This is a genomic window from Arthrobacter russicus (genome assembly GCF_031454135.1).
Lineage (GTDB): Bacteria > Actinomycetota > Actinomycetes > Actinomycetales > Micrococcaceae > Renibacterium > Renibacterium russicum.
This window is the reverse complement of the sequence record NZ_JAVDQF010000001.1, coordinates 3106030-3128844: the sequence shown is the minus strand read 5'-3', so window position 1 is coordinate 3128844 and position 22815 is coordinate 3106030. Positions and strand designations below refer to the sequence as shown.

At 65.8% G+C, this 22815-nt stretch carries 21 protein-coding genes; 11 read left to right on the top strand and 10 right to left on the bottom strand.

What is annotated here, in order from left to right:
* Positions 1–27: 27 nt before the first annotated feature.
* Genes JOE69_RS14680 through JOE69_RS14670 form a run of 3 tightly spaced genes read right to left on the bottom strand, consistent with a single transcriptional unit; the run spans position 28 to position 4816 of the window.
* On the bottom strand, positions 28–1200 hold the full coding sequence (locus JOE69_RS14680) for an acyl-CoA dehydrogenase family protein (RefSeq protein ID WP_309799924.1): 1173 nt from the start codon (positions 1198–1200) through the stop codon (positions 28–30).
* Positions 1197–3203 (bottom strand): acetyl/propionyl/methylcrotonyl-CoA carboxylase subunit alpha, encoded by a 2007-nt coding sequence (locus JOE69_RS14675; RefSeq protein WP_309799922.1) that lies wholly within the window; start codon positions 3201–3203, stop codon positions 1197–1199. Before JOE69_RS14675 ends, JOE69_RS14680 begins: the two co-directional genes overlap by 4 nt.
* 5 nt (positions 3204–3208) lie before the next feature.
* Entirely contained in the window at positions 3209–4816 is a 1608-nt protein-coding gene (locus JOE69_RS14670) for a carboxyl transferase domain-containing protein (protein ID WP_309801318.1), read from the bottom strand.
* Positions 4817–4898: 82 nt separating this feature from the next.
* Between JOE69_RS14670 and JOE69_RS14665 the strand changes: the two genes are divergently transcribed.
* Positions 4899–5573 carry an SACE_7040 family transcriptional regulator gene (locus JOE69_RS14665; protein ID WP_374709718.1) on the top strand — a complete coding sequence of 225 codons (675 nt, stop codon included), beginning with the start codon at positions 4899–4901 and terminating at the stop codon, positions 5571–5573.
* A gap of 13 nt (positions 5574–5586) precedes the next feature.
* On the opposite strand, the gene JOE69_RS14660 is transcribed toward JOE69_RS14665, so the two are convergent.
* Positions 5587–6294, bottom strand: a complete 708-nt coding sequence (locus JOE69_RS14660; protein ID WP_309799916.1) for a response regulator — start codon at positions 6292–6294, stop codon at positions 5587–5589.
* Positions 6294–7856, bottom strand: coding sequence for an ATP-binding protein (locus tag JOE69_RS14655; protein ID WP_309799915.1), 1563 nt, complete (start codon positions 7854–7856; stop codon positions 6294–6296). Before JOE69_RS14655 ends, JOE69_RS14660 begins: the two co-directional genes overlap by 1 nt.
* A 206-nt stretch (positions 7857–8062) precedes the next feature.
* On the opposite strand from JOE69_RS14655, the gene JOE69_RS14650 reads away from it, so the two are divergent.
* From JOE69_RS14650 to JOE69_RS14640, 3 genes are all read left to right on the top strand, one after another.
* On the top strand, positions 8063–9046 hold the full coding sequence (locus JOE69_RS14650; protein ID WP_309799912.1) for a Bug family tripartite tricarboxylate transporter substrate binding protein: 984 nt from the start codon (positions 8063–8065) through the stop codon (positions 9044–9046).
* Positions 9047–9108: 62 nt separating this feature from the next.
* Positions 9109–9756: a tripartite tricarboxylate transporter TctB family protein gene (locus JOE69_RS14645; protein WP_309799910.1), complete on the top strand. Its 648-nt coding sequence runs from the start codon at positions 9109–9111 to the stop codon at positions 9754–9756.
* Position 9757: 1 nt separating this feature from the next.
* The gene (locus JOE69_RS14640; protein WP_309799908.1) at positions 9758–11278 is read left to right on the top strand and encodes a tripartite tricarboxylate transporter permease; all 1521 of its coding nucleotides are present in this window, start codon (positions 9758–9760) and stop codon (positions 11276–11278) included.
* Between the two features lie 72 nt (positions 11279–11350).
* Here JOE69_RS14640 and JOE69_RS14635 read toward each other — a convergent pair whose 3' ends face one another.
* The 3 genes from JOE69_RS14635 to pdhA are packed head-to-tail and all read right to left on the bottom strand — an operon-like array spanning position 11351 to position 14868.
* Entirely contained in the window at positions 11351–12706 is a 1356-nt protein-coding gene (locus JOE69_RS14635) for a dihydrolipoamide acetyltransferase family protein (RefSeq protein ID WP_309799906.1), read from the bottom strand.
* Between the two features lie 6 nt (positions 12707–12712).
* Complete coding sequence (locus JOE69_RS14630) at positions 12713–13726, bottom strand: alpha-ketoacid dehydrogenase subunit beta (RefSeq protein ID WP_309799904.1); 1014 nt, start codon at positions 13724–13726, stop codon at positions 12713–12715.
* Positions 13726–14868 (bottom strand): pyruvate dehydrogenase (acetyl-transferring) E1 component subunit alpha, encoded by a 1143-nt coding sequence (pdhA, locus tag JOE69_RS14625; RefSeq protein ID WP_309799902.1) that lies wholly within the window; start codon positions 14866–14868, stop codon positions 13726–13728. Before pdhA ends, JOE69_RS14630 begins: the two co-directional genes overlap by 1 nt.
* A gap of 244 nt (positions 14869–15112) precedes the next feature.
* Between pdhA and JOE69_RS14620 the strand changes: the two genes are divergently transcribed.
* The 3 genes from JOE69_RS14620 to JOE69_RS14610 all read left to right on the top strand — a co-directional run bounded on the left by JOE69_RS14620 (position 15113) and on the right by JOE69_RS14610 (position 16713).
* On the top strand, positions 15113–15586 hold the full coding sequence (locus JOE69_RS14620; protein WP_296364211.1) for an Lrp/AsnC family transcriptional regulator: 474 nt from the start codon (positions 15113–15115) through the stop codon (positions 15584–15586).
* A gap of 147 nt (positions 15587–15733) precedes the next feature.
* Positions 15734–16141 carry a DUF4383 domain-containing protein gene (locus tag JOE69_RS14615; protein ID WP_309799900.1) on the top strand — a complete coding sequence of 136 codons (408 nt, stop codon included), beginning with the start codon at positions 15734–15736 and terminating at the stop codon, positions 16139–16141.
* Complete coding sequence (locus tag JOE69_RS14610; protein WP_309799898.1) at positions 16141–16713, top strand: hypothetical protein; 573 nt, start codon at positions 16141–16143, stop codon at positions 16711–16713. Before JOE69_RS14615 ends, JOE69_RS14610 begins: the two co-directional genes overlap by 1 nt.
* 37 nt (positions 16714–16750) lie before the next feature.
* Here the strand turns inward: JOE69_RS14610 and JOE69_RS14605 are convergent, their stop codons facing one another.
* A complete protein-coding gene (locus JOE69_RS14605; RefSeq protein WP_296364027.1) occupies positions 16751–18349 on the bottom strand; it encodes a monocarboxylic acid transporter in 1599 nt (532 codons plus the stop codon).
* The gene (locus JOE69_RS14600; RefSeq protein ID WP_296364210.1) at positions 18346–18705 is read right to left on the bottom strand and encodes a DUF485 domain-containing protein; all 360 of its coding nucleotides are present in this window, start codon (positions 18703–18705) and stop codon (positions 18346–18348) included. The genes JOE69_RS14605 and JOE69_RS14600 overlap by 4 nt, the downstream gene beginning before the upstream one ends.
* A 198-nt stretch (positions 18706–18903) precedes the next feature.
* Between JOE69_RS14600 and JOE69_RS14595 the strand changes: the two genes are divergently transcribed.
* From JOE69_RS14595 to JOE69_RS14580, 4 genes are all read left to right on the top strand, one after another.
* Complete coding sequence (locus JOE69_RS14595; RefSeq protein ID WP_309799895.1) at positions 18904–20127, top strand: sensor histidine kinase; 1224 nt, start codon at positions 18904–18906, stop codon at positions 20125–20127.
* A gap of 87 nt (positions 20128–20214) precedes the next feature.
* Entirely contained in the window at positions 20215–20943 is a 729-nt protein-coding gene (locus tag JOE69_RS14590; RefSeq protein ID WP_309801315.1) for a LytR/AlgR family response regulator transcription factor, read from the top strand.
* Positions 20940–21326 carry a hypothetical protein gene (locus JOE69_RS14585; RefSeq protein WP_309799893.1) on the top strand — a complete coding sequence of 129 codons (387 nt, stop codon included), beginning with the start codon at positions 20940–20942 and terminating at the stop codon, positions 21324–21326. Before JOE69_RS14590 ends, JOE69_RS14585 begins: the two co-directional genes overlap by 4 nt.
* A complete protein-coding gene (locus JOE69_RS14580; protein WP_309799891.1) occupies positions 21323–22810 on the top strand; it encodes a sodium/solute symporter in 1488 nt (495 codons plus the stop codon). The genes JOE69_RS14585 and JOE69_RS14580 overlap by 4 nt, the downstream gene beginning before the upstream one ends.
* The last annotated feature ends 5 nt before the right edge of the window (positions 22811–22815 follow it).

The window sequence follows — 22815 nt, the reverse complement described above, 5'->3', positions numbered from 1 at the left end:
GTCACTCCATCTCCTCAACGGCGCTGCTCAGAGACCCAAATCGCGGGCGATCAGCATCAGCTGGACTTCAGTGGTGCCTTCGCCTACTTCCAGTATCTTCGAGTCCCGGTAGTGGCGCGCAACCCGGAACTCGTTCATGAAGCCGTAGCCGCCGAAAACCTGAGTGGCGTCGCGGGCGTTGTCCATGGCAGCCTCGCCGGCCACCATTTTGGCGATCGCGGCTTCGGTCTTGAACGGTTTTCCGGCCAGCATCCGGGCTGCCGCGTCGTAGTAGGCCAGCCTCGCGGTGTGCGCCCGGGCGGCCATCCGGGCGATTTTGAACTGGATCGCCTGATACTTGCCGATGTTGTTGCCGAAGGCCATCCGCTCCTTGGCATAACGTACCGATTCATCGACGCAGCCCTGCGCGGCACCGGTCGCCAATGCGGCGATCGCGATCCGGCCCTCATCCAGGATCGACAGGAAATTCGCGTAGCCCCGCCCTTCCACACCGAGCAGGTTGGCTTCTGGAACCCGTACGTCGGCGAGCGTCAACGGATGCGTGTCCGAGGCATTCCAGCCGACTTTGTTGTAGGCCTTCTCCGCAGTGAAACCTTCGGTATCAGTGGGCACCAGAATCGTGGAGATTTCCTTTTTGACACTTCCGTCCGCACGAGTCGACTCACCGGTCACCGCAGTGACCGTGACCAGCCTGGTGATATCGGTTCCGGAGTTGGTGATGAACTCTTTATTGCCGTTGATCACCCAATCACCGGCTTCGCGCCGGGCCTTGGTCTTGGTGCCGCCGGCATCCGACCCCGCTTCCGGCTCGGTCAGCCCGAAGCCGGCCAGCGCCTGGCCCGAGGCGAGCATCGGCAGCCAGGCTTCCTTTTGCTCCAGGGTGCCGAACCGGTGGATCGGCATCGCGCCGAGCGACACCCCGGCCTCCAGGGTGATCGCCACCGACTGGTCCACCCGGCCCAACTGCTCCAGGGCCAGTGCGAGCGCGAAGTAGTCCCCGTCCATGCCGCCGAACTCTTCCGGGAACGGCAGGCCGAACAAGCCCATCTCGCCCATTTGCTTGACCACTTCGTAGGGGAAGCTGTGTTCCTCATCGTGCTTGGCGGAGACCGGAGCCACCACCTCATCGGCGAATTCGCGCACCGTGTCGCTGAGGTCCTGGTATTCCTCGCTCAGTCCGTAGCTGTCGGGATTGGTCATGATTGCTCCTGGTTCTGGGCGGGTTCTGCTGCAGCGGATTGCTGGGGGCGAGCTGATTCAAAAGGATGGATGGTGGCCAAGATCTGATTGGCTTTGACCAGATTTCCGGTGGCCGCGGCGAGCTTGACGACGCCGGCCACCGCAGCGACGAGTTGGTGCTCCATCTTCATGGCCTCGACCGCGAGCAGGGTTTGCCCCTCGGCTACTTCATCGCCATCGGACACCGAAACCGACACCACGGTGCCCGGCATCGGCGAGCGCACTTCAGGGTCGGCGCTGCCGGCAACCCGGCCCATGGAGGCGTTCTTGACTTCGACAATTTCCTGGCGGCTGCGCTTGCGCAAAGCGAAACTGACGCCGTCCCGGCCGAGCCAGAGGGTGTTGGTCTCCGGGTCGAAGGCGTAGTCCCACTGCTGCCGAACGCCGTCGACGGTCAGCGCAAGCTTGCCGTCGTCAAGCTCCAACTCGCCGTCCGCAACCTCGACCTGGTGATTTTCCACACCGTTCGCAATCGAGAACGCCAACGGGCGGTGCGCGCCGATCCGCCAGCCGTCCGCCGATCCCCAGGCCGAATTCCTGATCGCCGTCCGACCGATCAGTTGCGCGGCAAAGAACTGGGCCGCAGCTTGCAGCTCCAACTCGCCTGGAGCGGCAAAAACGAATTCCGGCAGCTTGCGTTCGATCATGGTGGTGTCGAGCCGGCCGGCACGGACGTCGTCGTCGTTGATCAGCAGGCGCAAGTACTCGGTGTTGGTTTTCACGCCCAGAACCGACGTTTCGGCGAGCGCGGCATCGAGCGTGCTGAGCGCCTTGTCCCGGTCTTCCGCCCAGACGATGACCTTGGCCAGCATCGGATCGTAATTCGAGCCGATCTCCAGCCCTGCCAAAAGTGCCGAGTCATTGCGCGCAAGCGCTGATTCGGCCAGCGACAACACGGTTCCGGTCTCCGGCAGGAATCCCTGTTCCGGGTTTTCCGCGTACAGCCGGGCTTCGACCGCGTGGCCGTTCAAGACAATGTCATCCTGGTTGAGCGTTAGCTTCTCCCCCGCAGCAATCCGGATCTGCCACTCGACCAGATCGACTCCGGTCACCAATTCGGTCACCGGGTGCTCCACCTGCAGGCGGGTGTTCATCTCCATGAAGAAGAACTCGTCCGGTGCATCGTCGGAGACCAGGAACTCGACCGTGCCGGCCCCGGTGTAATTCACACTGCGTGCGGCGTTGCAGGCGGCTGCACCGATCCGGGCGCGGGTTGCCTCATCCAGCAATGCCGACGGCGCTTCTTCGATCACCTTTTGATGCCGGCGCTGCAGCGAGCATTCCCGCTCGCCCAGGTGGATCACGTGGCCGAAATTGTCACCGAGCACTTGGACTTCGATATGCCGCGGCGTTGCGACCAGTCGCTCCAGGAAAAGCGTGTCGTCGCCGAAGGCGGAAGCGGCAACCCGGCGCGCAGTCTTCAACGTCGCCGGCAACTCAGCCGGCTCGAACACCGAGTGCATGCCTTTGCCGCCACCGCCGGCCGAGGGCTTGATCAGAATCGGATAGCCGATCTCGGTTGCCGCAGCAATCAGGGCGTCATCGGACAGCCCCGGCTCAGCGATCCCCGGCACCACCGGCACCTGGGCTGCCTGCACGTGGTTTTTGGAGCGGATCTTGTCCCCCATGACATTGAGCGCTTCCAAATTGGGGCCGATGAAGCTGATCCCAGCCTGGTCCAGGGCCCGCGCGAAGGCCAAGTTCTCGCTCAAAAAACCGTAGCCCGGGTGCACCGCTTGCGCCCCGGTTTTCCGGCAAGCATCCAGAACCGCGTCGATATTGAGATAGCTCTCCGAAGCTGCTGCCGGGCCGATCCGCACCGCGACGTCGGCTTCGCGCACGTGCCGGGCACCGGCGTCGGCATCGCTGTACACGGCAACCGAACGGATGCCCATGGCACGCAGGGTACGGATCACTCGGCAGGCGATTTCGCCACGGTTGGCGACTAAGACGGTATGAAACATCGCACTCACATCCGGAACAGGCCGAAGGAGGTCTCCGGCAGCGGGGTCTGCGAACATACTCCGAGCGCGAGCCCTACGATGTCCCTGGTGTCGGCCGGGTCGATGATGCCGTCGTCCCACAGCCTGGCGGTCGAATAGTACGGGCTGCCCTGATCTTCGTACTGCTGCTTGATCGGCGCTTTGAACTCCGCTTCGGCCTCGGCCGACCACGCCTCGCCGCGGCCCTCGAGTTGCTCCCGGCGCACCGTGGCCAGCACCGAAGATGCCTGCGCGCCGCCCATCACCGAGATCCGGGCGTTCGGCCACATCCACAGGAAGCGCGGGCTGTAAGCCCGGCCGCACATCGAGTAATTGCCGGCACCGAAGGAACCACCGACGACGACGGTCAGCTTGGGCACCCGGGTGGAAGCCACCGCGGTGACCATTTTCGCGCCGTTCTTGGCGATGCCGCCGGCCTCGTAGTCCTTGCCGACCATGAAACCGTTGATGTTCTGCAGGAAGAGCAGTGGAATCCCGCGCTGGTCGCAGAGTTCGATGAAGTGCGCGCCCTTGAGCGCCGATTCGCTGAACAGCACGCCGTTGTTGGCGATGATGCCCACCGGGTGGCCGTGGATATGCGCAAACCCGGTGACCAAGGTGGTGCCGTAGTTCTTCTTGAACTCGTGGAACTCACTCGCATCGACGATCCGTGCGATGATCTCGCGGGCGTCGTAGGGCGCTTGCACGTCGACCGGGACCGCACCGTAGAGCTCGGCCGGGTCGACCGCCGGGTCCCGGCTTTCCATGGTGTCCCAGGCCGGGGCCTCCGGAAGCGGCAGGGTCGCCACGATGTCCCGGACGATCTGCAGCGCGTGTTCGTCGTTCTCCGCCAGATGGTCGGTGACCCCGGAAACCCGGGAGTGCACATCTCCGCCGCCGAGTTCTTCGGCGGTGACGATTTCGCCGATGGCGGCCTTCACCAAGGGCGGCCCGCCCAGGAAGATCGTGCCCTGGTTGCGCACGATCACGGTTTCGTCGCTCATTGCCGGAACGTAGGCGCCGCCGGCGGTGCACGAACCCATCACCGAGGCGATCTGCGGGATTTTCGCGGCGGACATCTTGGCCTGGTTGTAGAAGATCCGGCCGAAGTGCTCCTTGTCCGGGAACACCTCGTCCTGTTTGGGCAGGAACGCCCCGCCGGAATCGACCAGGTAAATGCAGGGCAGCCGGTTTTCCAGCGCCACTTCCTGGGCCCGCAGGTGCTTCTTCACGGTCATCGGGTAGTACGTGCCGCCTTTGACCGTGGCGTCGTTGGAAATCACCACCACCTGCCGGCCGTGGACCAGCCCGATGCCGGCAATCACGCCGGCGCCGGGGCATTCGTCGTCGTACAGCCCGTCGGCAGCCAACGGGGCGAGCTCCAGGAACGGGCTGCCGTCGTCGAGCAGTTGGTCGATCCGTTCCCGCGGCAGCAGTTTGCCGCGGTCCAGGTGCCGTTGCCGGGACCGTTCCGGGCCGCCGAGCGCCGCGGTCGCCAATTTTTCCCGCAGCTGCCGCAGCAGCGCGCGGTGCTCCGCGTCGTTGGCGGCAAAGCTTTCGCTGCCCGGGGCAACCGACGTCGCCAAAGTCTCCATCGACTCGCCTCTCAACCGGACCATTCCGGGACTTGGGTTAGTGTTCGTTAACTGAGATTTAGGTTAGTCTCTATTAACTGTGATGTCCACCACGGAAGGAGCTGGCGTGGAACCGCTCGACGACGAACCCGCCCGGGGCGCCCTGGCGAGCCACGACGCCGAGCCCACCCAGCGCAGCCAGGCCAAGGCAAGCCGTCGCGAAGCCCTGCTCGCTGCCGCCGCCGAGCTGTTCGCGCAACGTGGCTTCAACGGGGTCTCGATCGAAGAACTGGGCGCTGCTGCCGGCGTGAGCGGGCCCGCGGTCTACCGGCATTTCAGCGGCAAACAATCGGTCTTGGCCGCTTTGCTGCTGGACGTCAGCGAAGAATTGCTGGCCGGCGGCCGGGCCGTGGTCCGCGACGGCGGCACAGCGGCAGCGACCATCCGCCGGCTGGTCGCTTTCCACGTCGAATTCGCGCTCGGCAACGCCGACATCATCCGGGTCCAGGACCGCGACTTGGCCAGCATGAACGAGGTGGACCGGAACTCGGTGCGGACCTTGCAGCGCGACTACGTGCAATTGTGGGTCGACGTCTTGGGCCGGTTGCACCCGGATGCGGAAACCGTCGAGCTCCGGGTGCAGGCCCACGCCGCATTCGGCCTGATCAATTCGACCCCGCACTCGCTGCGTTCGCACAGCCGTTCCGGCAGAGCCACCCCGGCGAAAATCGCCCGGCCGGTCCTGGAACGGATGGCGCTCGCCGCGCTGCTGCCCTGAAGCCCTCGGGCGCTCAGTCCGCCCTGCGGTAACGGTGCTCCGGGCGGCCGGCTTGGCCGTACCTCGAGCGCACCAGGATCTCGCCGGAACGTGCCAGATAGGACAGATAGCGCCGTGCACTGACCCGGGACATGCCGGAACGCTCGCTGACCTGCGCCGAGCTGAGTTCCTCGGAACCCGCGGCGAAAACCGTCCGGACCAGGTCCAAACTGGATTCGCTCATCCCCTTGGGCAGGCGCTCCGGCGAGCTGGGCCGGCCGAGCTTCGAATCGATGTCCCGCTGGCTCATGCCCGCGGCTCCGGCCTCCGGCCCGAACCCCGTCCCGGTGGCACGCTGCCGCCGCTCCCGGGCATAGCGGCGCATCCGCTGCTGGAATTCGGTCCGCAGGAACGGCTTCACCAGGTAGTCCGAGACGCTGTGCAGCATCGCCCGGTCCACCACCGCCGCGTCATTGGCCGCGGTGATCATGATGACGTCCAAGCCGATTCCGCCGCTGGCCCGCAACTCGTTCAGCACCCGCAGTCCGCTGCCGTCCGGGAGCTCCACATCGAGCAGCAGGAGATCCGCTTCCACCGCCCGGAGCAGAGCCAAGCCGGAGGCCTCGTCGGCCGCCGCGCCGACCACCCGGAAGCCGCCGAGCTCGTCAAGGAACGCCCGGTGCAGGGCGAGCGCGCCGGGGTCGTCGTCCACCAGGAGTACCCGGATCGTCGTGCCGGCCATCACTGGACCCCCAACCCGATGAGCGGAAGCCGCACCGTGATCAAGGCCCCGCCCATCGGTCCATCGGCGACCTCCATGCTGCCATTGCGCCGGGTGACGATCCCCTGCACCAGGCACAATCCCACCCCCCGCGATTCCTCCGGCGAGCCGGCGGGTTTGCTGCTGACGCCGTAGTCGAAGATTCCCCGGCGCTGCTGCGGCAGGATTCCGGGCCCGTCGTCCGAAACCCGCCACACCAGGTCGCCGCCGGCATCCGACACCGCGACTTCGACGGTGCCTCCCTCGCCGGCCGCTTCGACCGCATTGGTGATCAGGTTCGCCAGGACCGTCATCGACTCGTCGTCGACGTCGATGGAAACACTGCTGTCCGGGGCGATCAGCACCAGCACGCCCAACCGGTCCGCGATCGCGCTTTTGACCCGGAGCAAAGCGGTCAACGCCGGTGCCTGCACGGCATCCGGCACCTCGGCCTCGATCCCGCGCGGCCCGATCAGCCCGTCGAGGTATTCGGCAGCTCGCGGCACTTGGCCCAAGTCCAAGAGCCCGGCAATGACGTGCAGGCGGTTGGCGAACTCATGGGTCCGCGACCGCAAAGCCTGGGACAACTCCCGCTGCTCTTCCAGCTCGCCGAGCGCATCGCGCAATTCGGTGCGGTCCTGCAAGGTCAACAACCGGCCCGCCGGGCGGCCCTGCAGCAATGTCCCGTCCGTGCCGGCCAACAAAGTCCGCCGGCCCACCCGCAGCAACGACTGCTTGCGCTCGCCGGCCGATGCCGCGATGAAAGCGTTCAGCTCGGCGGGCAGCACGTCCCCGGCCACCCGGCCTTCCAGGGCCTGCGGAGCGGTCAGGCCGAGCAGCCGTCGGGCCTCGCGGTTCGCCAGCACGATCCGCATCCCGTCGTCGACCGCGATCACCCCTTCGTGCACATCGGTCATCATCGCGTCATGGCTGCGCAGCAGGCGCAGGATCTCGGCCGGCTCCTGACCGTAGGTGCGCCGCCAGACCAATCTGGTCACCAAGACCGCGGCCAAAGTGCCGAATCCCACCGCGAAGGCCACCCAGATCAGGACCACGGACAGCCCGGGTTGCAACTGCTCGCGCAGCTCCGACTCCAGGATGCCCACGGACACCGATCCCACGATCTCGGTTCCGTCGTAGACCGGGACCTTGGCCCGGAAGGTCAGTCCGCGGCTGCCTTCTTCCACTCCGATGAACTCCTGGCCCTGCTGGACTGCGGTGTGGTCGCTCGACGCCGGAAGGCCGAGTTTGCCGTCCTCGGGATGGCTGACCCTGATTCCGGCCAAGTCCACCAGTACCACGAAATCGAGTTTCGCCGCATTTTCGATCAGCCGGGCCATCTCCACGACCTGGCCGGCGTCGGCCCCCGGACGCAATCCGGCGATCACGATCGGCATGCCGGCCACCGCCCGTGCAATGCCGGCGATCCGGTTCTCCTCCGCAGCCCGCTTGCCGGAAGCCGCAATCCCGGAAGCCACCACCGCGGCCACCAGGACCAGGGAAAAGACCACCGCGAGTTGCAGGCCGGCAAGTTGAAAACGCAATGACTGAAGAGATCGTTGGAGCTTCCCCAAAAGCTGTGCACCGCCGTCGTGATTTTTATGACCGAAAAGATTCTTAAGCGAGTAAAAGCAATTTCTTACGTGATCTGGATCATAGTGGATGCCGGGGGTAGACAGGGCAAGCATTACCGGCAGCAGCGCCGCTGCACACCGGGTCCGGTCTGGAATGACAAGAACGGAACCATGCAATGACGCAGATTCTGAAGCGGGCCGCATTCATCATCGCCTTGGTTTCGGTCACCGCCGTGGCCGGCGTGAACGCGGCCAGCAGCGGCGGCATCGCCGCAGCGCGCAGCAAGCTCACGATCATCGCCCCGGCCGCACCGGGCGGCGGTTTCGACAGCTTCTCCCGGGAGCTGCAGAACATCATGAAGAGCAACGCGATTTCGAACAACGTCCAAGTGGTGAACATCCCTGGCGCCGGCGGCACCATCGGCTTGAGCAAATTCCTCACCATGACGGACCGGGAAGACTTGTTGATGACCACCGGCTCCGCGATGGTCGGCGCGATTTCACTCGCCGGAAAAGACGAAAACCCGATGTTGCAAACCGTCCCGGTCGCCATGCTCTCCACCGATTACAGTTCAATTTCGGTGCCCGCCGATTCACCGTTCCAAACTCTCGCGGATTTCATCGCCGCTTTCACTGCTAACCCCAAAGGCACCTCGATCGCCGGTGGGTCGCTCGGCAGCATCGGACACCTGATGATGGCCGAAATCGCGATCGCCTCCGGCCTTTCGGCCAAAGACCTCAATTACATCGCCTACCCGGGCGGTGGCCGGGCGCTCAACGCCATGCTTTCCAAAACCACCGACGTCCTGGTCAGCAACGTCACCGACATCCGGGATCAGGTCGAAGCCGGGAACTTGCGGATTCTGGCGGTCTCCTCCGCCAAACGGTTGTCCCAAGTCGATGCGCCCACGCTGACCGAACAGGGCGTACCGGTAGTGATGTCCAACTGGCGCGGGCTGCTGGCACCGCCCGGGACCTCGGAAACTACCCGGGCAGAGTTGCTGAAAATGATCGAAGAATCACTGAAGACCGAGCAATGGCAAAGCGCGCTCAGCCGCTACGAGTGGGATGAGACGTTCCTCTCTGGAACCGCTTTCGAGGAATTCCTGGCCAAGGAATTCGAGCGGGTCGGCACCCTGGTGCGCGCCCTGGGCATCTGACCACCACTGCGCACCACCACCGGCAAGCAACCCCAGACCATCGCGGAGAAAGGAACTGGCCCGTGAACCGAAAAGCCAAAACCATCGACCGGACCGGAGCTGCCGAGCCGTCCGGGCTGAGCGAACTGATCATCGCCGGCTTCGCGATAGCCACGGCGGTCTTCCTGACCATCGGCACCAGCAGCATGCAAGTCACCGGCTCCACATTTCCGGGGCCGCAGTTCTTCCCCAGCATCGTGGCCGGGCTGCTCTACGCGGTGGGTGCTTTCCTGGCCTTCCAAACCATTCGTCGGGCGGTGACCTCGTTCTCCGCCTCCCGGTCCACCGGCGGTGAACCGGCTGCGGTCTCCTCGGATTTCTCGGCGAACCTGCTCGAAGACTTGGCCGACGTCGAACACGGCACTTTGGCTGAGGCTGCCGAGCGGGCTTCCGATGATCAGCCCTCCGGGGTCCGGTACCGGACGCACACCGACTGGAAAACCGTCGGAATCGTGCTCGGCTCCCTGGTGGCTTTCGCCCTGTTGCTGATTCCGGTGGGCTGGCTGGTCTCCGCGGCGCTGCTGTTCTGGGGCGTCTGTTATGCGCTCGGCAGCAAACGTCCGTTGTTCGATGCCGGGGTGGCGTTGCTCTTCTCTGGACTCATCCAGATCGCGTTCGGCGGTCTGCTCGGCCTGGCCCTTCCGGCGGGATTCTTGGAAGGACTCCTCTGATATGGATCAGCTCGGCTTGCTCTCCGAAGGGCTCATCAACGCGCTCACCCCGATCAATCTGCTCTGGGTGCTGGTCGGCGCGGTGCTCGGCACCGCCGTCGGTGTGCTGCCCGGAATGGGTTCCGCAATGGCCGTGGCGTTGCTGCTGCCGATCACCTTCTCGGTCGACCCGACCGGCGCCTTCATCATGTTCGCCGGAGTCTACTTCGGCGGGCTCTTCGGCGACTCCACGGCTGGGATCCTGTTGAACACCCCCGGCGGTTCATCGGCCATCGCGACCACCTTCGAAGGCCACCGGATGGCGCTCAGCGGCCAGGCGGCCAAAGCCTTGGCGGCAGCAGCGATCGGCGCCTTCATCGGCGGGTTGATCGCCACCTGCACCGTGATCTTCTTCTCCCCGTATCTGATCAGATTGGCGACCCTTTTCGGCCCAGCCGAGTACTTCGCGCTCGCCGTCTTCGCCTTCATCGCGATTTCCTCAGTGGTTTCCAATTCGATCCTCAAAGGCCTGTTCGCGCTGGGCATCGGGCTGACCCTGGCGATGGTCGGTATCGACGGGCAGAGCGGCACCTCGCGGTTCACCCTGGGCGTACCGCAACTGTTCGACGGGCTGTCCGTGATCATCATCACGGTGGGTCTGCTAGCGCTCGGCGAGGTCTTCAAAGTGGCCGCCCGGATCCATCGCGATCCGGTCAGCGCACAGATCAAACCGAGCGGCCGGACCTGGCTGACTGGCTCCGACGTGCGCAAAGCCCTGCCGGCCTGGCTGCGTGGCACCTCGTTCGGCCTGCCCTTCGGAATCATCCCGGCCGGCGGCGCGGAGGTTCCGACCTTCCTGGCCTATGGCACCGAGCGGCGGCTGGCCGCAAGGCGCAAGGACCCGGAGTTCGGCACCACCGGCTCGATCCGCGGCGTGGCCGCCCCGGAGGCCGCGGGCAATGCTACTGCGGGCACCGCCATGGGGGCGCTGCTGGCGCTGGGTCTGCCCACCTCCGCCACCGCGGCGATCATGTTGGCTGCCTTCCAGCAGTACGGGATGCAACCCGGACCGCTGCTCTTCGAGCGCAGTTCGGACCTGGTCTGGACCCTGCTGGCTTCCTTGCTGATCGGCCTGGTCGTGCTGTTGATCATCAACTTGCCGTTCGCCCCGGTCTGGGCGAAGCTGCTGACCATTCCACGGCACTACCTGTACGCCGGAATCACCGTCTTTTCGACCCTCGGCGTGTTCGCCATGAGCTCGTCGGTCATCGACCTCTGGTTCCTGATCGCGATCGGTTTGATCGGCTTCATGATGCGCCGATACGAGGTTCCGATCGCCCCGGTGATGATCGCCGTGGTGCTCGGCCCGCTCGCGGAAAGCGAGCTGCGGCGGGCGCTTGCCGTGTCCGAAGGCGACGCCTCGATCTTGGTCTCCTCGCCGTTCACCGTGACCCTCTACCTGGTCCTGGCGGTCGCCGTGCTGCTCAGCATCGTCCAACATCTGCGGCACCGGCGCCGGGAAGCCGGGCTCAGCGTACGTTGAGCCGCATCGAGTGGCCAGCTCTGCACGCCAAACCGGGTTCAGAACATGCAGAGCAGGCCACTCGATGGAAAATCAGACCATGGTGATCAGCATGCCCGGATCGGACAGGATCGTGCCGACGTCCGCCAGGAACTTCGAGCCTTGCTCGCCGTCCACCAGCCGGTGGTCGAAGGACAGGCTCAGGGTCAGCACCTGGCGCAGTGCGACCTCGCCCTGGTACTCCCAAGGCATGCGGCGCACCGAACCGAGCGCCAGGATCCCGGCCTCGCCCGGATTCAGGATCGGAGTTCCGGCGTCGATGCCGAACACGCCGATATTGGTGATCGAGATGGTGCCGCCGGAGAGATCCTCCGGGGTGGTTTTCCCGGCCCGGGCGGTCTCGGTCAGTTCGCCCAGCGCCTGCGCCAACTCCAGCAAAGATTTCGACTCGGCGTCCTTGATGTTCGGCACCGTCAAGCCGCGCGGCGTCGCCGCCGCGATGCCCAAGTTGATGTAGTTCATCGTGACGATTTCCTGGTTCGCCTCGTCCCAGCGGGAATTCAGCGACGGATTGCGGCCGACCGCGATGCACAACGCTTTGGCCACGATGGTCAACGGGGTGAGCTTCAACCCGGCGAATGCCCGGCCGGCCTTCAGTTTGGCCAGGAGCTCCATGGTCGGCGTGACGTCGATGGTCAGGAACTCGGTGACGTGCGGCGCGGTGAAGGCACTGGCCACCATCGCGGCCGCGGTGTACTTCCGCACGCCTTTGATCGGGCTGCGGACTTCACGGGGTTTGCTCAGGTCGAAGGGCACCTGACCCCCGACATAGGCGAAGTCGACGCCTCCGGCAGCACCCGGAACCGAGCTCGCGGACTGCACGTCCTCCCGGGTGATCAAGCCGCCGGTCCCGGTGCCGGCGACCGTGCTCAGGTCGATGCCCAGATCCCGGGCCAGCTTGCGTACCGGCGGGGTCGAACGCGGACGTTCCCGGACCGGCTCCGGCGTCACCGGGGCAGGCGCTGCTGCCGCCGGCGCGGCGGCTCCGCCCGACTCGGCCGAATCGGCCGGCACCTGGTTGAGCCGGGCCCGCCGGGCCGGCCGACCGCCGGTCTCCGGTTCCGCGCCGTAACCGACCAGTGTGGGCACCCGCTGGGCTTCGCCGGCCGGCGCCCCGGCTGCGGCCTCCGCGGAATCGGCAAATTCCGCGTCAAGGACCTCGAAGGAGACGATCGGTTTGCCGACCTCCACCACAGTCCCGGGTTGTTCGTGCAGCTGCGAAATGACCCCGTCGTACGGGGAAGGCAATTCCACCACCGCTTTGGCGGTCTCCACCTCGGCGATCACCTGGTTCAGCGCCACGGCGTCACCCACCGAGACTTTCCAAGCGACGATTTCCGATTCAGTGAGGCCTTCGCCCAGGTCCGGAAGCGTGAAAACTCTGATCATTGCCGGTTACGCACCTTCCAGGCCGCTGAGTGAATTGCGCCGCCCCATGGACCGGTCAATGCCGTCCAGGATCCGGTCCAGGTCCGGCACATGGTGTTTTTCCAGTTTCGACGGCGGGTAGGGCACGTCGAAACCGGTGACCCGCACCGGTGCCGACTCAAGGTAGTTGAAACAGCGCTCCGTGATCGACGCGGCGATCTCCGCGCCGAGGCCGCCGGTCTGCCCGGCTTCATGGGTGATCACCAGCCGCCCGGTTTTGCGCACCGAAGCTTCCAGCGGAGCGAAATCGATCGGGGCGAGGGAACGCAGATCGATCACCTCGACGGAGATCCCCTCGTCCGCGGCAGCCAGGGCCACGTCGTTCGCGGTGGCCACCAGCGGACCGTAGGCCACCAGGGTCACATCGGTGCCGGCGCTCACCACCCGGGCACTGCCCATGGCCGGCGCCGCCTCGAGCCCGATGCTCTCGTCGACTTCGCCTTTGCTGTGGTAGCGGCGCTTCGGCTCGAAGTAGAGCACCGGATCGTTGCTCGCGATTGCCTGCTGGATCATCAGATAGGCGTCTTGCGGATTGGACACGCTGATCACGCGCAGACCCGAGGTATGCGTGAAATAGGCTTCCGGAGACTCCGAATGGTGCTCCGGCGAACCGATGCCGCCGCCGAACGGGACCCGGATCGTGATCGGCATCATGACCTTGCCCTGGGTGCGGTAGTGCAACTTCGCCACCTGGGCAACGATCTGGTCGAAAGCCGGGTAGATGAAGCCGTCGAATTGGATCTCCACCACCGGCCGGTAACCGCGGAAGGCCAGCCCGACGGCGGTGCCCATGATTCCGGACTCGGCCAGCGGAGTGTCGATCACCCGGTGCGCGCCGAAGTCTTTTTGCAGCCCGTCGGTGATCCGGAAGACCCCGCCGAGTTTGCCGATGTCTTCCCCCATCAGCACGACCTTGGAATCGCGCTCCATTGCTTTGCGCAGGCCCGCGTTGATCGCGCGGCCGAAAGTCATCTGCGTCATCAGTTCGCTCCGAAGCTGGACAAGTAGCGCTGGTAGTGGTCTTTTTGCCGTTCGAGTGCCGAATTCGGCTCGCTGTAGACGTGCTCGAAAACGTCCAGCGCTTCCGGATCGGCCAGCTTGATCGTGTTGGCCCGCAGGTCTTTCGCCACCGAATCGGACTTCGCGGCGACCGCCGCCTTCACTTCTTCGGTCAGCAGCCCCTTGGCTTCCAACAACGCGCCGAGCCGAGAAATCGGATCCTTCGCCGCCCAGTCTTCCAACTCGTTGGCGTCGCGGTAGCGGGTCGGGTCGTCGGCGGTGGTGTGCGGGCCCATCCGATAGGTCACGGCCTCGATGAAGCTCGGGCCGCCACCGTTGCGGGCCCGGTCCAGTGCGGCCCGGGTTACGGCCAGGACCGCGAGCACGTCGTTCCCGTCCACCCGCATCGAGGGGATGCCGAAGCCAGGAGCCCGGTCGGCGATCGCCTGGTGCGCCTGCAAGCCCACCGGTTCCGAAATCGCCCAGTGGTTGTTCTGGCAGAAGAAGACCACGGGCGCCTGGAACGATGCCGCGAACACCATCGCCTCGTTCACATCGCCCTGGCTGGTGGCGCCGTCGCCGAAGTAGGTGATCACAGCGGAATCGGCGCCGTCGTTGACGATCCCCATCGCGTAGCCGGTCGCGTGCAGGGTCTGCGCACCGATGATGATCTGCGGCGTGGCCATGTTGAACTCGTACGGATCCCAGGTGCCGTGCGCATTGCCGCGCCAGATCTTCAAAGAGTTGACCAGGTCCAGGCCGCGGACATAGGCCACCCCGTTCTCCCGGTAGCTGGGGAATACGAAATCTTCCGCATCGAGGGCGCGGGCCGAGCCGATCTGCGCGGCTTCCTGGCCCAGCAACGGCGCCCAGAGCGCCAATTGGCCTTGCCGCTGCAAAGCAGTGGCCTCGGTGTCGATCCGGCGGATCACCACCATGTCCTCGTAGTAGGCGATCAGTTCCTGGTCGGTCACGTCCGCGACCCAACGGTCGTAGTCGGGATTGGCTACCCGGGTTCCGTCTGCGGTGATCAGTTGGATGAAATTCTCGTCCGCGGGGACGCTGCCGCCGGCCAAGCCGGTGAGGCCCGCCTGCTGCGTTGAAGCTTCAGCTTCGGATGGCATGCTGCCTTCTTTCCTCATCGGACCGGGATCAGGTCCGCCAGATCGATGTCGACGCCGCGGGTCAGGTGAACCCCCGGTGATCTGCTGCCGCCACGGCCGTTTTTCGGTCGCGGCAGCGTTCCGGTCCCCCTTGACCGCCTGTACTGTGACGATACTCACACAGCTCAACCAGCACAACCGACTCCCCGATCATTGAGCATTATGCTTCATTCGACAAAGCAGCACCGTGCTAATGTTGCGCACTATGCAAGCCCTGGATGGAACCGATTTGCGTCTTCTGCTGGCCATGGCCGCGAACCCGCGGCGCACCGTCGTGGCACTGGCCCAGAAACTCGGCCTGTCCCGCAACACCGTGCAGGCCAGAATGGCCAGCCTGGAGAAGCGGCATGCGTTCCTGCCGTTCGGCCGGCGGATCAATCCGAGCGTCCTGGGCTATCCCCTGATGGCCTTCATCTCGGTCCATGTGCAGCAGCAGAAATTACAGGCGCTCGGGGTCGCGCTGGCCCAGATCCCCGAGGTCATCGAAGCGCACGGATTGACCGGCCAGGCCGATCTGCTGGTCCGGGTGGTCTCCAAAGACGCCGAGGACTTGTTCCGGATCAACGGCAAGATCCTGGCCTGCGACGGCGTGGAACGAACCGACACCTCGTTGGCGATGCGCGAGATGGTGCCGTTCCGGGTGGAACCGCTGTTGGAACGCGGCGCCGCCGAAATCTGAGCCGGGCCGCCGGGCACAAAAACCTGCCGCCCGGCCATCCATTCCGGCCGAGGCCCCGAATGCCTTCTGGGAACGCCAAACGGCACTCCCGACAGTCAAAGGCCACGGGCAGTGTGGGGGCAGCCCGCCTGATGGAAGGCACTTCTCATGCGAACCTCACCAAACCGGCTCCTCGCCACCGGCTTCGGCGCCGTCTACCTGCTCGTCGGCATCTTGGGCTTCTTCGTCACTTCCGGACTGGGCTTTGCCGGAACCCAGGGGAACAACCTGATCATCTTCGCGGTGAACCCGCTGCACAATGTGATCCACTTGGCCATCGGCGCCGCGCTGTTGATCGCCGGACTCAGCTCCACCGCTGCGGCCAAAGGGGTCAATACCGCGGTCGGCGCGGTCTACCTGCTAGTCGGCATCCTGGGCCTGTTCCTGCTGGGCAGTTCGCTGAACATCATCGCGCTCAACGGTGCGGACAACGTGCTGCACCTGGCCAGCGCCGTGGTGCTGCTCGGCGTCGGCCTCAGCCAGGACAAGACCGTCCGCCGCAACGCCATCGCCTGATGCCCGTCACGGCAGCACCGCTGGCCCCGGCCGCGGTCCGGATGCTGGCTGCGTTCGCGGGCCTCGGTGCGGCCGTGACCAGTTATGGCCTGGCCTCGAACCTGCTCGCCACGGCAACCGTGCAGCAGAATGCACCGGCCTGGCTGGCCTGGCCTGCCGCCGCACTGGCGGCCGGTTGGGCGAGCGCGGTGCTGTACTGGTCGATCGTTTCGTTCCGGGCGCAACGCCCGCTCCGGCCAGGACTCGCATTGCGCGCCATGGCTGCGGCAGTCGCCCTCGAAGTGCTGGTGTTCTTCACCGAGCTCGGCCAACGCCGCCTGGACGGCACCTTGGCCGCCACGATCTTGCTCGAGCTGGTCCTGCTCGGCTCGGTCGGCTGGCTGCAACGAAGGCACCCGGCGGCGCCCGGCCCGGCAAGCGCGCCAGGCGCGGCTGCCGCACCGCCGGCCGGCCGGTTGCTGTTGAGCATGTTCGCCGCGGCGATCCTGGTCGCCACGGTGTCCACCGCCGGCCTGGCCGCCGGAGTGGCCGGCGGGTATGCGGTGGACCACAGCACCGGGCACCACCACTGATCGAGACGCGGCGGTTTCCGATTCGACGGAATGAGGGTCAGTGCGACGTCGCCTTTTCCGCGCCCACTCCGGTCAACGACCGGACTTCCATTTCCGCCTGTTTGGCCGGATCCTCTTTCTTCTTGTCCAGAACGGTGCCCAACCAGCCGAGCAGGAACGCCAGCGGAATCGAAACGATGCCCGGATTGGACAGCGGGAACCAGGCGAAATTCGCTCCGGCGAACATCGCCTTGGCATTGCCCGAAACCACAGGGGAGAACACGATCAGCAGGATCGCCGAGGCCAGTCCCCCGTAAATGCTCCAGAGCGCACCCTGGGTGGTGAACCGCCGCCAGAACAGCGAGTACAGGATGGTCGGCAGATTCGCGCTGGCGGCCACCGCGAAGGCGAGAGCCACCAGGAACGCGACGTTTTGGCCGTTGGTGCCGATTCCGCCGACGATCGCCACGATGCCGATCACCACCACGGTGATCCTGGCGACCTTGACCTCGCTGCCCGGAGCCGGCTTGCCCTTCTTGATCACCGAGGAATAGATGTCGTGCGAGAACGACGCCGCCGCGGTGATGGTCAGGCCGGCCACCACGGCCAGGATCGTCGCGAAGGCGACCGCGGCGATGAACCCGAGCAATACCGGTCCGCCCAGCGCGAAGGCTAGGAGCGGAGCCGCTGAATTCACCCCGCCGGGCGCCGCCGCGATCTCCTTCGGGCCGATCAGCGCAGCGGCACCGTAACCGAGCACCAAGGTGAACAGGTAGAAGATGCCGATCAGCCAAATCGACCAGACCACCGACTTCCTGGCCTCTTTCGCGGTCGGCACGGTGTAGAAGCGCATCAAAACGTGCGGCAGGGCCGCAGTGCCGAGCACCAGGGCCAGGCCGAGCGAGACGAAGTCCAGCCGGCTCGTCGCGGTGGCGCCGTATTGCTTGCCCGGATTGAGCAGCGCTTCACCGCCGGCACCGGCTTTGGCCACTGCTGCGTCCATCAGCCCGGAGAGGTTGAACCCGTGCAAGGACAAAACCCATACGGTCATCACGGCAGCACCGGCGATCAGCAGGACCGCTTTGATGATCTGCACCCAGGTGGTGCCTTTCATCCCGCCGATCAGTACGTAGACGATCATCAACGCGCCGACGACCGTGATCACCACCGCCTGGCCGGTCTTGTCGCCGATGCCCAGCAACAGCGAGACCAACGCCCCGGCGCCGTTCATCTGGGCGAGCAGGTAGAAGAAGCAGACCGCCAAGGTGGAGATTGCGGCCGCGATCCGTACCGGACGTTGTTTCAGCCGGAAGGAAAGCACGTCCGCCATGGTGAACTTTCCGGTGTTCCGCAGCAATTCCGCAACCAGCAGCAAGGCCACCAGCCAGGCGACCAGGAACCCGATCGAGTACAGGAAGCCGTCATAGCCGTTCACCGCGATCGCCCCGGTGATGCCCAGGAACGACGCTGCGGAGAGGTAGTCCCCGGCAATCGCGGTTCCATTCTGCCCGCCGGTGAAGGAACGGCCGGCGGCGTAATAGTCCGCGGCGGTCTTGTTGTTCCGGCTGGCCCGGAAGACGATCACCATGGTGATCGCGACGAAGATCCCGAAGACCAGGATGTTGATCCACGAGGTGTCCTGCATCGAGGCGATCATGAGGCCTCCCCCTTCGTTGCGCCGCCTTCGATTTCGGCTCTGATCTCAGTGGCGATCGGATCGAGCTTGCGATTGGCATAACTCACGTACCAGGTCGTGATGCCGAACGTGGTGACGAATTGGAGCAGGCCGAAGAGCAAACCGATGTTGATCGACCCCCAGACCCGGATCGACATGAATTCGTGCGCATAATCGGCGAGCAGCACGTACAGGAAGTACCAGAGCAGGAAGATCACCGCGAGCGGGAAGACGAAGCTGCGGTGCCGCTTCCGGAGCTCCTGGAACCGCGGCTCGCGCTGGATTCCGACGAAGTCCGTGTCCGGTACCGGATCGGCTGGCTGGACGGGTTGGCCCATCATGTCTCCTTTGACATCGCTGGATGGAATCGGCAGGAACAACAAACCGCACAGAAGCGGCCGCTGTGACTCACATCACTGTGCCGGACCGGCCGGGCTTGCGCACCGGGCGACGCGGTGCGCTGCGCCGAATGGTGCCCGATCTGCGCCCAATGGCACGGCGGCTCCCGGCTGTGCCGACGCATTACGCTTGGCAGCATGCAGGATTCGACCTTTCCCCTGATCGCCGTCTTCGTCGGCTTCGCCGCCCTGGTCGCGTTCATCGGATATCTGGGTTTCCGGCTTTCGAAATCGCACCGCGAGCTGGGCACACCGGCGGAACACGCCAGCTACGCCACGCTGCATCTGGCCGCCCTGGCCGGCGAACACCTGCGCAACGGCCTGCACCCGGCCGGCGCCGGGAAAGCCGTGCGGCACCTGCAAGCACTGCTGGGCTGCGACGCCCTGGCCTTGACCGATGCGCAGAGCCTGCTCGCTTGGCAGGGGCCGCCGGATCCCGGCGGCGCCCAGCAGCGGGCCTTGCTCGAACTGAGCGAACGGACGTTGCAGAACGGCCGCAGCCAGGTCTATCGGCTCAGCCCCGGAAATGCCCTGCACGAGGTGCAATTGGTGGCCGCGGTGGTAGCGCCGATCCGGGTAGAGGACCGGATCGTAGGCTGCCTGATCGCGCTGAGTTCGCCTTCGAACACGGTCAATTCGAGTTCCTCGGCCGGTTTGCTCCGAGCGGCCAACGAAGTCGCGGATTGGGTCGCTGCGCAGGTCCAGTTGGCCGAATTGGCGGCCTCCCGCACTCTGCTCATCGAGGCCGAGGTACGCGCGCTGCGTGCGCAGATCAGCCCGCATTTCATCTACAACTCGCTCAATGCGATCGCTTCCTATGTGATCTCCGATCCGCAGCGGGCCCGGGAACTGCTGATCGAGTTCGCCGACTTCACCCGGTATTCCTTCCGCCGGCACGGGGATTTCACCACGGTGGCCGAAGAGCTCCGGTCCATCGACCGCTACCTGTTGCTGGAGCGGGCCCGGTTCGGCGAACGCCTCCAGGTCAGCCTGCAGATCGGCCCCGAAGTGCTCAGCACGGTGATTCCGTTCCTGAGCCTGCAACCGTTGGTGGAAAACGCCGTCCGGCACGGCATCGAGGCCAAAGCCGGCGTCGGCCACATCAAACTGACCGCCCAGGACGCCGGAGCGTATGCGCAGATCACCGTCGAGGACGACGGCGTCGGCATGGACCCGGCCCACTTGGCCGAGGTGCTGGCCGGCCACGACGACGGCGACCACGTGGGACTGCGCAATGTGGACGCCCGGCTGCGCCAGGTGTACGGCGACGAGCACGGGCTGGTGGTCGACACCGGGCCCGGAGCCGGCACCTTGATCACCCTGCGGGTGCCGAAGTTCCAACCCGAGCACCGCGCCGACTGATCCGCGCACTGGGCCGGCCGCGATCTGGTTATGGTTATGCTGTTGCACATGGTCAGCGTCGACGGTCCCCGGCATCCGCGTGCGGAACTGCTCGATGTCATCATTGCCGACGACGAGGCGCCGGCAATCGCCGAATTGCGTTATCTGCTCGGCCAGGACGCCCGGATCGGCGAGGTGCATGCGGCCGCCGACGGCGCCGAAGTGCTGCGCCTGATCGAGGCGCATCCGGTGGACGCGCTCTTCCTGGACATCCACATGCCAGGGCTGGACGGCCTGGACATCGCCCGCGTGGTCGGCAGATTCGCCCGGGATGCGCAACCCGCAGTGGTCTTCGTCACCGCGGACGAAGACCAGGCACTGCAGGCCTTCGAGCTGGCCGCGGTCGACTATCTGCTCAAGCCGGTGCGCGCCGCCCGGTTGGCGGAAACCATCCGGCGGATCGCGGAGCAAGTGCAGGCGCCGCAGCCGGAGACCGGCGAGCTGATCACCGTCGACCAGGGCGGGGTGACCAAGCTGATCCGGCGCAGCGACGTCCGCTACGTCCAGGCGCAGGGCGACTACGCGCGGTTGCACACCACGGAAGGCAGTTTCCTGATCCGGGTGCCGCTGAACGAGTTGGAAGAACAGTGGGCGGCGCACGGTTTCCTGCGGATCCACCGCTCCTATCTGATCGCACTGCACCACCTGGCCCAGGTCCGGCTCGGCAAAGGCGGCCCCTCGGTGGACATCAACGGCGCCCAACTGCCGGTGAGCCGGAGGCACCTCCCGATCCTGCGCGAACGGATGTCCGCCAACCGGGTCCGGGCCCGGGGATGAGCCCGGAACTGCCGCCGCCCGCACCCGGGCGGTCCCGGGTGCGCGCGCAGCGGGGCAATGCGGCATCAGCGCGGAACTTCCCGGTCGCGCGGGAAATCGCCGAACAATCCGGCGTCGGCAGGCTGCTCGTGGACTCCCTGATCCGCAGCCAACTCAGACTCGGCATCGTGGTGGGCAGCGGATTCCTCCTGCTGCTGTGCGCGGTTCCGCTGCTCCTGGGGCTCTTCCCGGAGCTGAACTCGATGCTGCTCCTCGGCATCCCCGCGCCCTGGATCTTCCTCGGCATCGGCATCCATCCGGTGATCTTCGTTTCTGCTTGGCTGTATTCCCGCGCCGCCGATCGGAACGAGGAAGCCTTCCAGGATCTGGTGGCGGACAAATGAACCCCTTCGGCCTGCCGGCGATCGGACTCGTGGTCGCCGCGACCGTGGTCGTCGGGTTCTTCGGGCTGCAACTGTCCCGGACCACGAGCGATTTCTATGTCGCCTCCCGGACCGTGCGGCCTTGGTGGAACGCTTCGGCGATCGGCGGCGAATACCTCTCTGCCGCCAGCTACCTGGGCGTAGCCGGGCTGATTCTGCTCTCCGGCGCCGATGCGCTCTGGTTCCCGATCGGCTACACCGCTGGATACCTCATGCTGCTGCTTTTCGTCGCGGCCCCGTTGCGCCGTTCCCGGGCTTACACGATTCCGGATTTCGCGGAGTTCCGGCTGGCGTCCAAAGCGGTGCGCAAGGTGACTTCGATCTGCGTGATCCTGGTCTGCTGGCTCTACATCGTGCCGCAGTTGCAGGGTGCGGCACTCACCGTCTCGATCACTGCCGGGCTGCCGGGTTGGGTGGGCCCGGTCCTGGTGATCGCGGTGGTCTGCCTCGTGGTGATGACCGGCGGCATGCGGTCGATCACCTTTGTCCAGGCGTTCCAGTTCTGGCTCAAATTCACCGCCCTGGCGGTACCCGCGGTCTTCCTGCTGATCCTCGTCGCCGGCCTCCCGGAGACTCCGCAGGCCGCGGCCCAGGCGTTCGGCGCGGACACCGGTACCGCTGATTCCGCGGCACCGGTGCGGACCATTTCGTTGATCGTGGGCCTGCTCTTCGGCACCCTGGGCCTGCCGCACGTCCTGGTCCGTTTCTACACCAACCCGGACGGCCGCTCGGCCCGGCGCACCACGCTGATCGTGCTGCCGCTGCTCGGCGCGTTCTACTTGCTGCCCACGGTCTTGGGCGTGCTGGGCCGGATGTTCCCGGTCGATTCGGGCAAGGCCGACGCGACCGTGCTGCTGCTTCCCGCGGCGCTGCTGCCCGGACCCGGCGGACAGTTCCTGTCCGCCCTGGTCATCGCCGGCGCCTTCGCCGCATTCCTTTCCAGCACCTCCGGGTTGTTGGTCTCCTTGGCCGGGGTGGTTTCGCAGGAACTCTTCGGCGGCAGCGTCCGCGGCTTCCGCTGGGCCGCGGTACTGGGTTCCTTGCTGCCGCTCGCGGTCGCGCTCTTTTCGGACGCCACGGCCTTGGCCGGCAGCATCGGCGCGGTGTTCGCCTTCACCGCCTCGACCTTGTGCCCTTTGCTGCTCTTGGGCATCTGGTGGCGCGGATTGACTGACGTCGGCGCCATCGCCGGGATGATCGCCGGCGCGGTGATCTGCGGCGGGGCGTCCTTGGCGGCGCCTTGGGCCGCAGCGGCCGGAATCGGACCCGGGCTGCTCACCGATCTGCTCAATCAACCCGCGATCGTCACCGTGCCGCTGGCTTTCGCCGTGATGATTCTGGGTTCGCTGCTGAGCGCAGACCGGGTCCCTCGGGCCACGTCATCGATCCTGGCCCGCTTGCACACCCCCGAGGACCCCGCCCGGCAAGGCTTCGGCGTGCGCTGAACCGG

Bases quoted from the DNA above. Each gene is read 5' to 3' on its own strand.
- JOE69_RS14650 (WP_309799912.1), top strand. From the start codon at position 8,063: ATGACGCAGATTCTGAAGCGGGCCGCATTCATCATCGCCTTGGTTTCG.
- JOE69_RS14635 (WP_309799906.1), bottom strand. From the start codon at position 12,706: ATGATCAGAGTTTTCACGCTTCCGGACCTGGGCGAAGGCCTCACTGAA.
- JOE69_RS14670 (WP_309801318.1), bottom strand. From the start codon at position 4,816: ATGGAGACTTTGGCGACGTCGGTTGCCCCGGGCAGCGAAAGCTTTGCC.
- JOE69_RS14675 (WP_309799922.1), bottom strand. From the start codon at position 3,203: ATGTTTCATACCGTCTTAGTCGCCAACCGTGGCGAAATCGCCTGCCGA.
- JOE69_RS14630 (WP_309799904.1), bottom strand. From the start codon at position 13,726: ATGACGCAGATGACTTTCGGCCGCGCGATCAACGCGGGCCTGCGCAAA.
- JOE69_RS14595 (WP_309799895.1), top strand. From the start codon at position 18,904: ATGCAGGATTCGACCTTTCCCCTGATCGCCGTCTTCGTCGGCTTCGCC.
- JOE69_RS14640 (WP_309799908.1), top strand. From the start codon at position 9,758: ATGGATCAGCTCGGCTTGCTCTCCGAAGGGCTCATCAACGCGCTCACC.
- JOE69_RS14600 (WP_296364210.1), bottom strand. From the start codon at position 18,705: ATGGGCCAACCCGTCCAGCCAGCCGATCCGGTACCGGACACGGACTTC.
- JOE69_RS14610 (WP_309799898.1), top strand. From the start codon at position 16,141: ATGCCCGTCACGGCAGCACCGCTGGCCCCGGCCGCGGTCCGGATGCTG.
- JOE69_RS14660 (WP_309799916.1), bottom strand. From the start codon at position 6,294: ATGGCCGGCACGACGATCCGGGTACTCCTGGTGGACGACGACCCCGGC.
- JOE69_RS14680 (WP_309799924.1), bottom strand. From the start codon at position 1,200: ATGACCAATCCCGACAGCTACGGACTGAGCGAGGAATACCAGGACCTC.
- JOE69_RS14620 (WP_296364211.1), top strand. From the start codon at position 15,113: ATGCAAGCCCTGGATGGAACCGATTTGCGTCTTCTGCTGGCCATGGCC.
- JOE69_RS14665 (WP_374709718.1), top strand. From the start codon at position 4,899: ATGTCCACCACGGAAGGAGCTGGCGTGGAACCGCTCGACGACGAACCC.
- JOE69_RS14605 (WP_296364027.1), bottom strand. From the start codon at position 18,349: ATGATCGCCTCGATGCAGGACACCTCGTGGATCAACATCCTGGTCTTC.
- JOE69_RS14585 (WP_309799893.1), top strand. From the start codon at position 20,940: ATGAGCCCGGAACTGCCGCCGCCCGCACCCGGGCGGTCCCGGGTGCGC.
- JOE69_RS14580 (WP_309799891.1), top strand. From the start codon at position 21,323: ATGAACCCCTTCGGCCTGCCGGCGATCGGACTCGTGGTCGCCGCGACC.
- JOE69_RS14615 (WP_309799900.1), top strand. From the start codon at position 15,734: ATGCGAACCTCACCAAACCGGCTCCTCGCCACCGGCTTCGGCGCCGTC.
- pdhA (WP_309799902.1), bottom strand. From the start codon at position 14,868: ATGCCATCCGAAGCTGAAGCTTCAACGCAGCAGGCGGGCCTCACCGGC.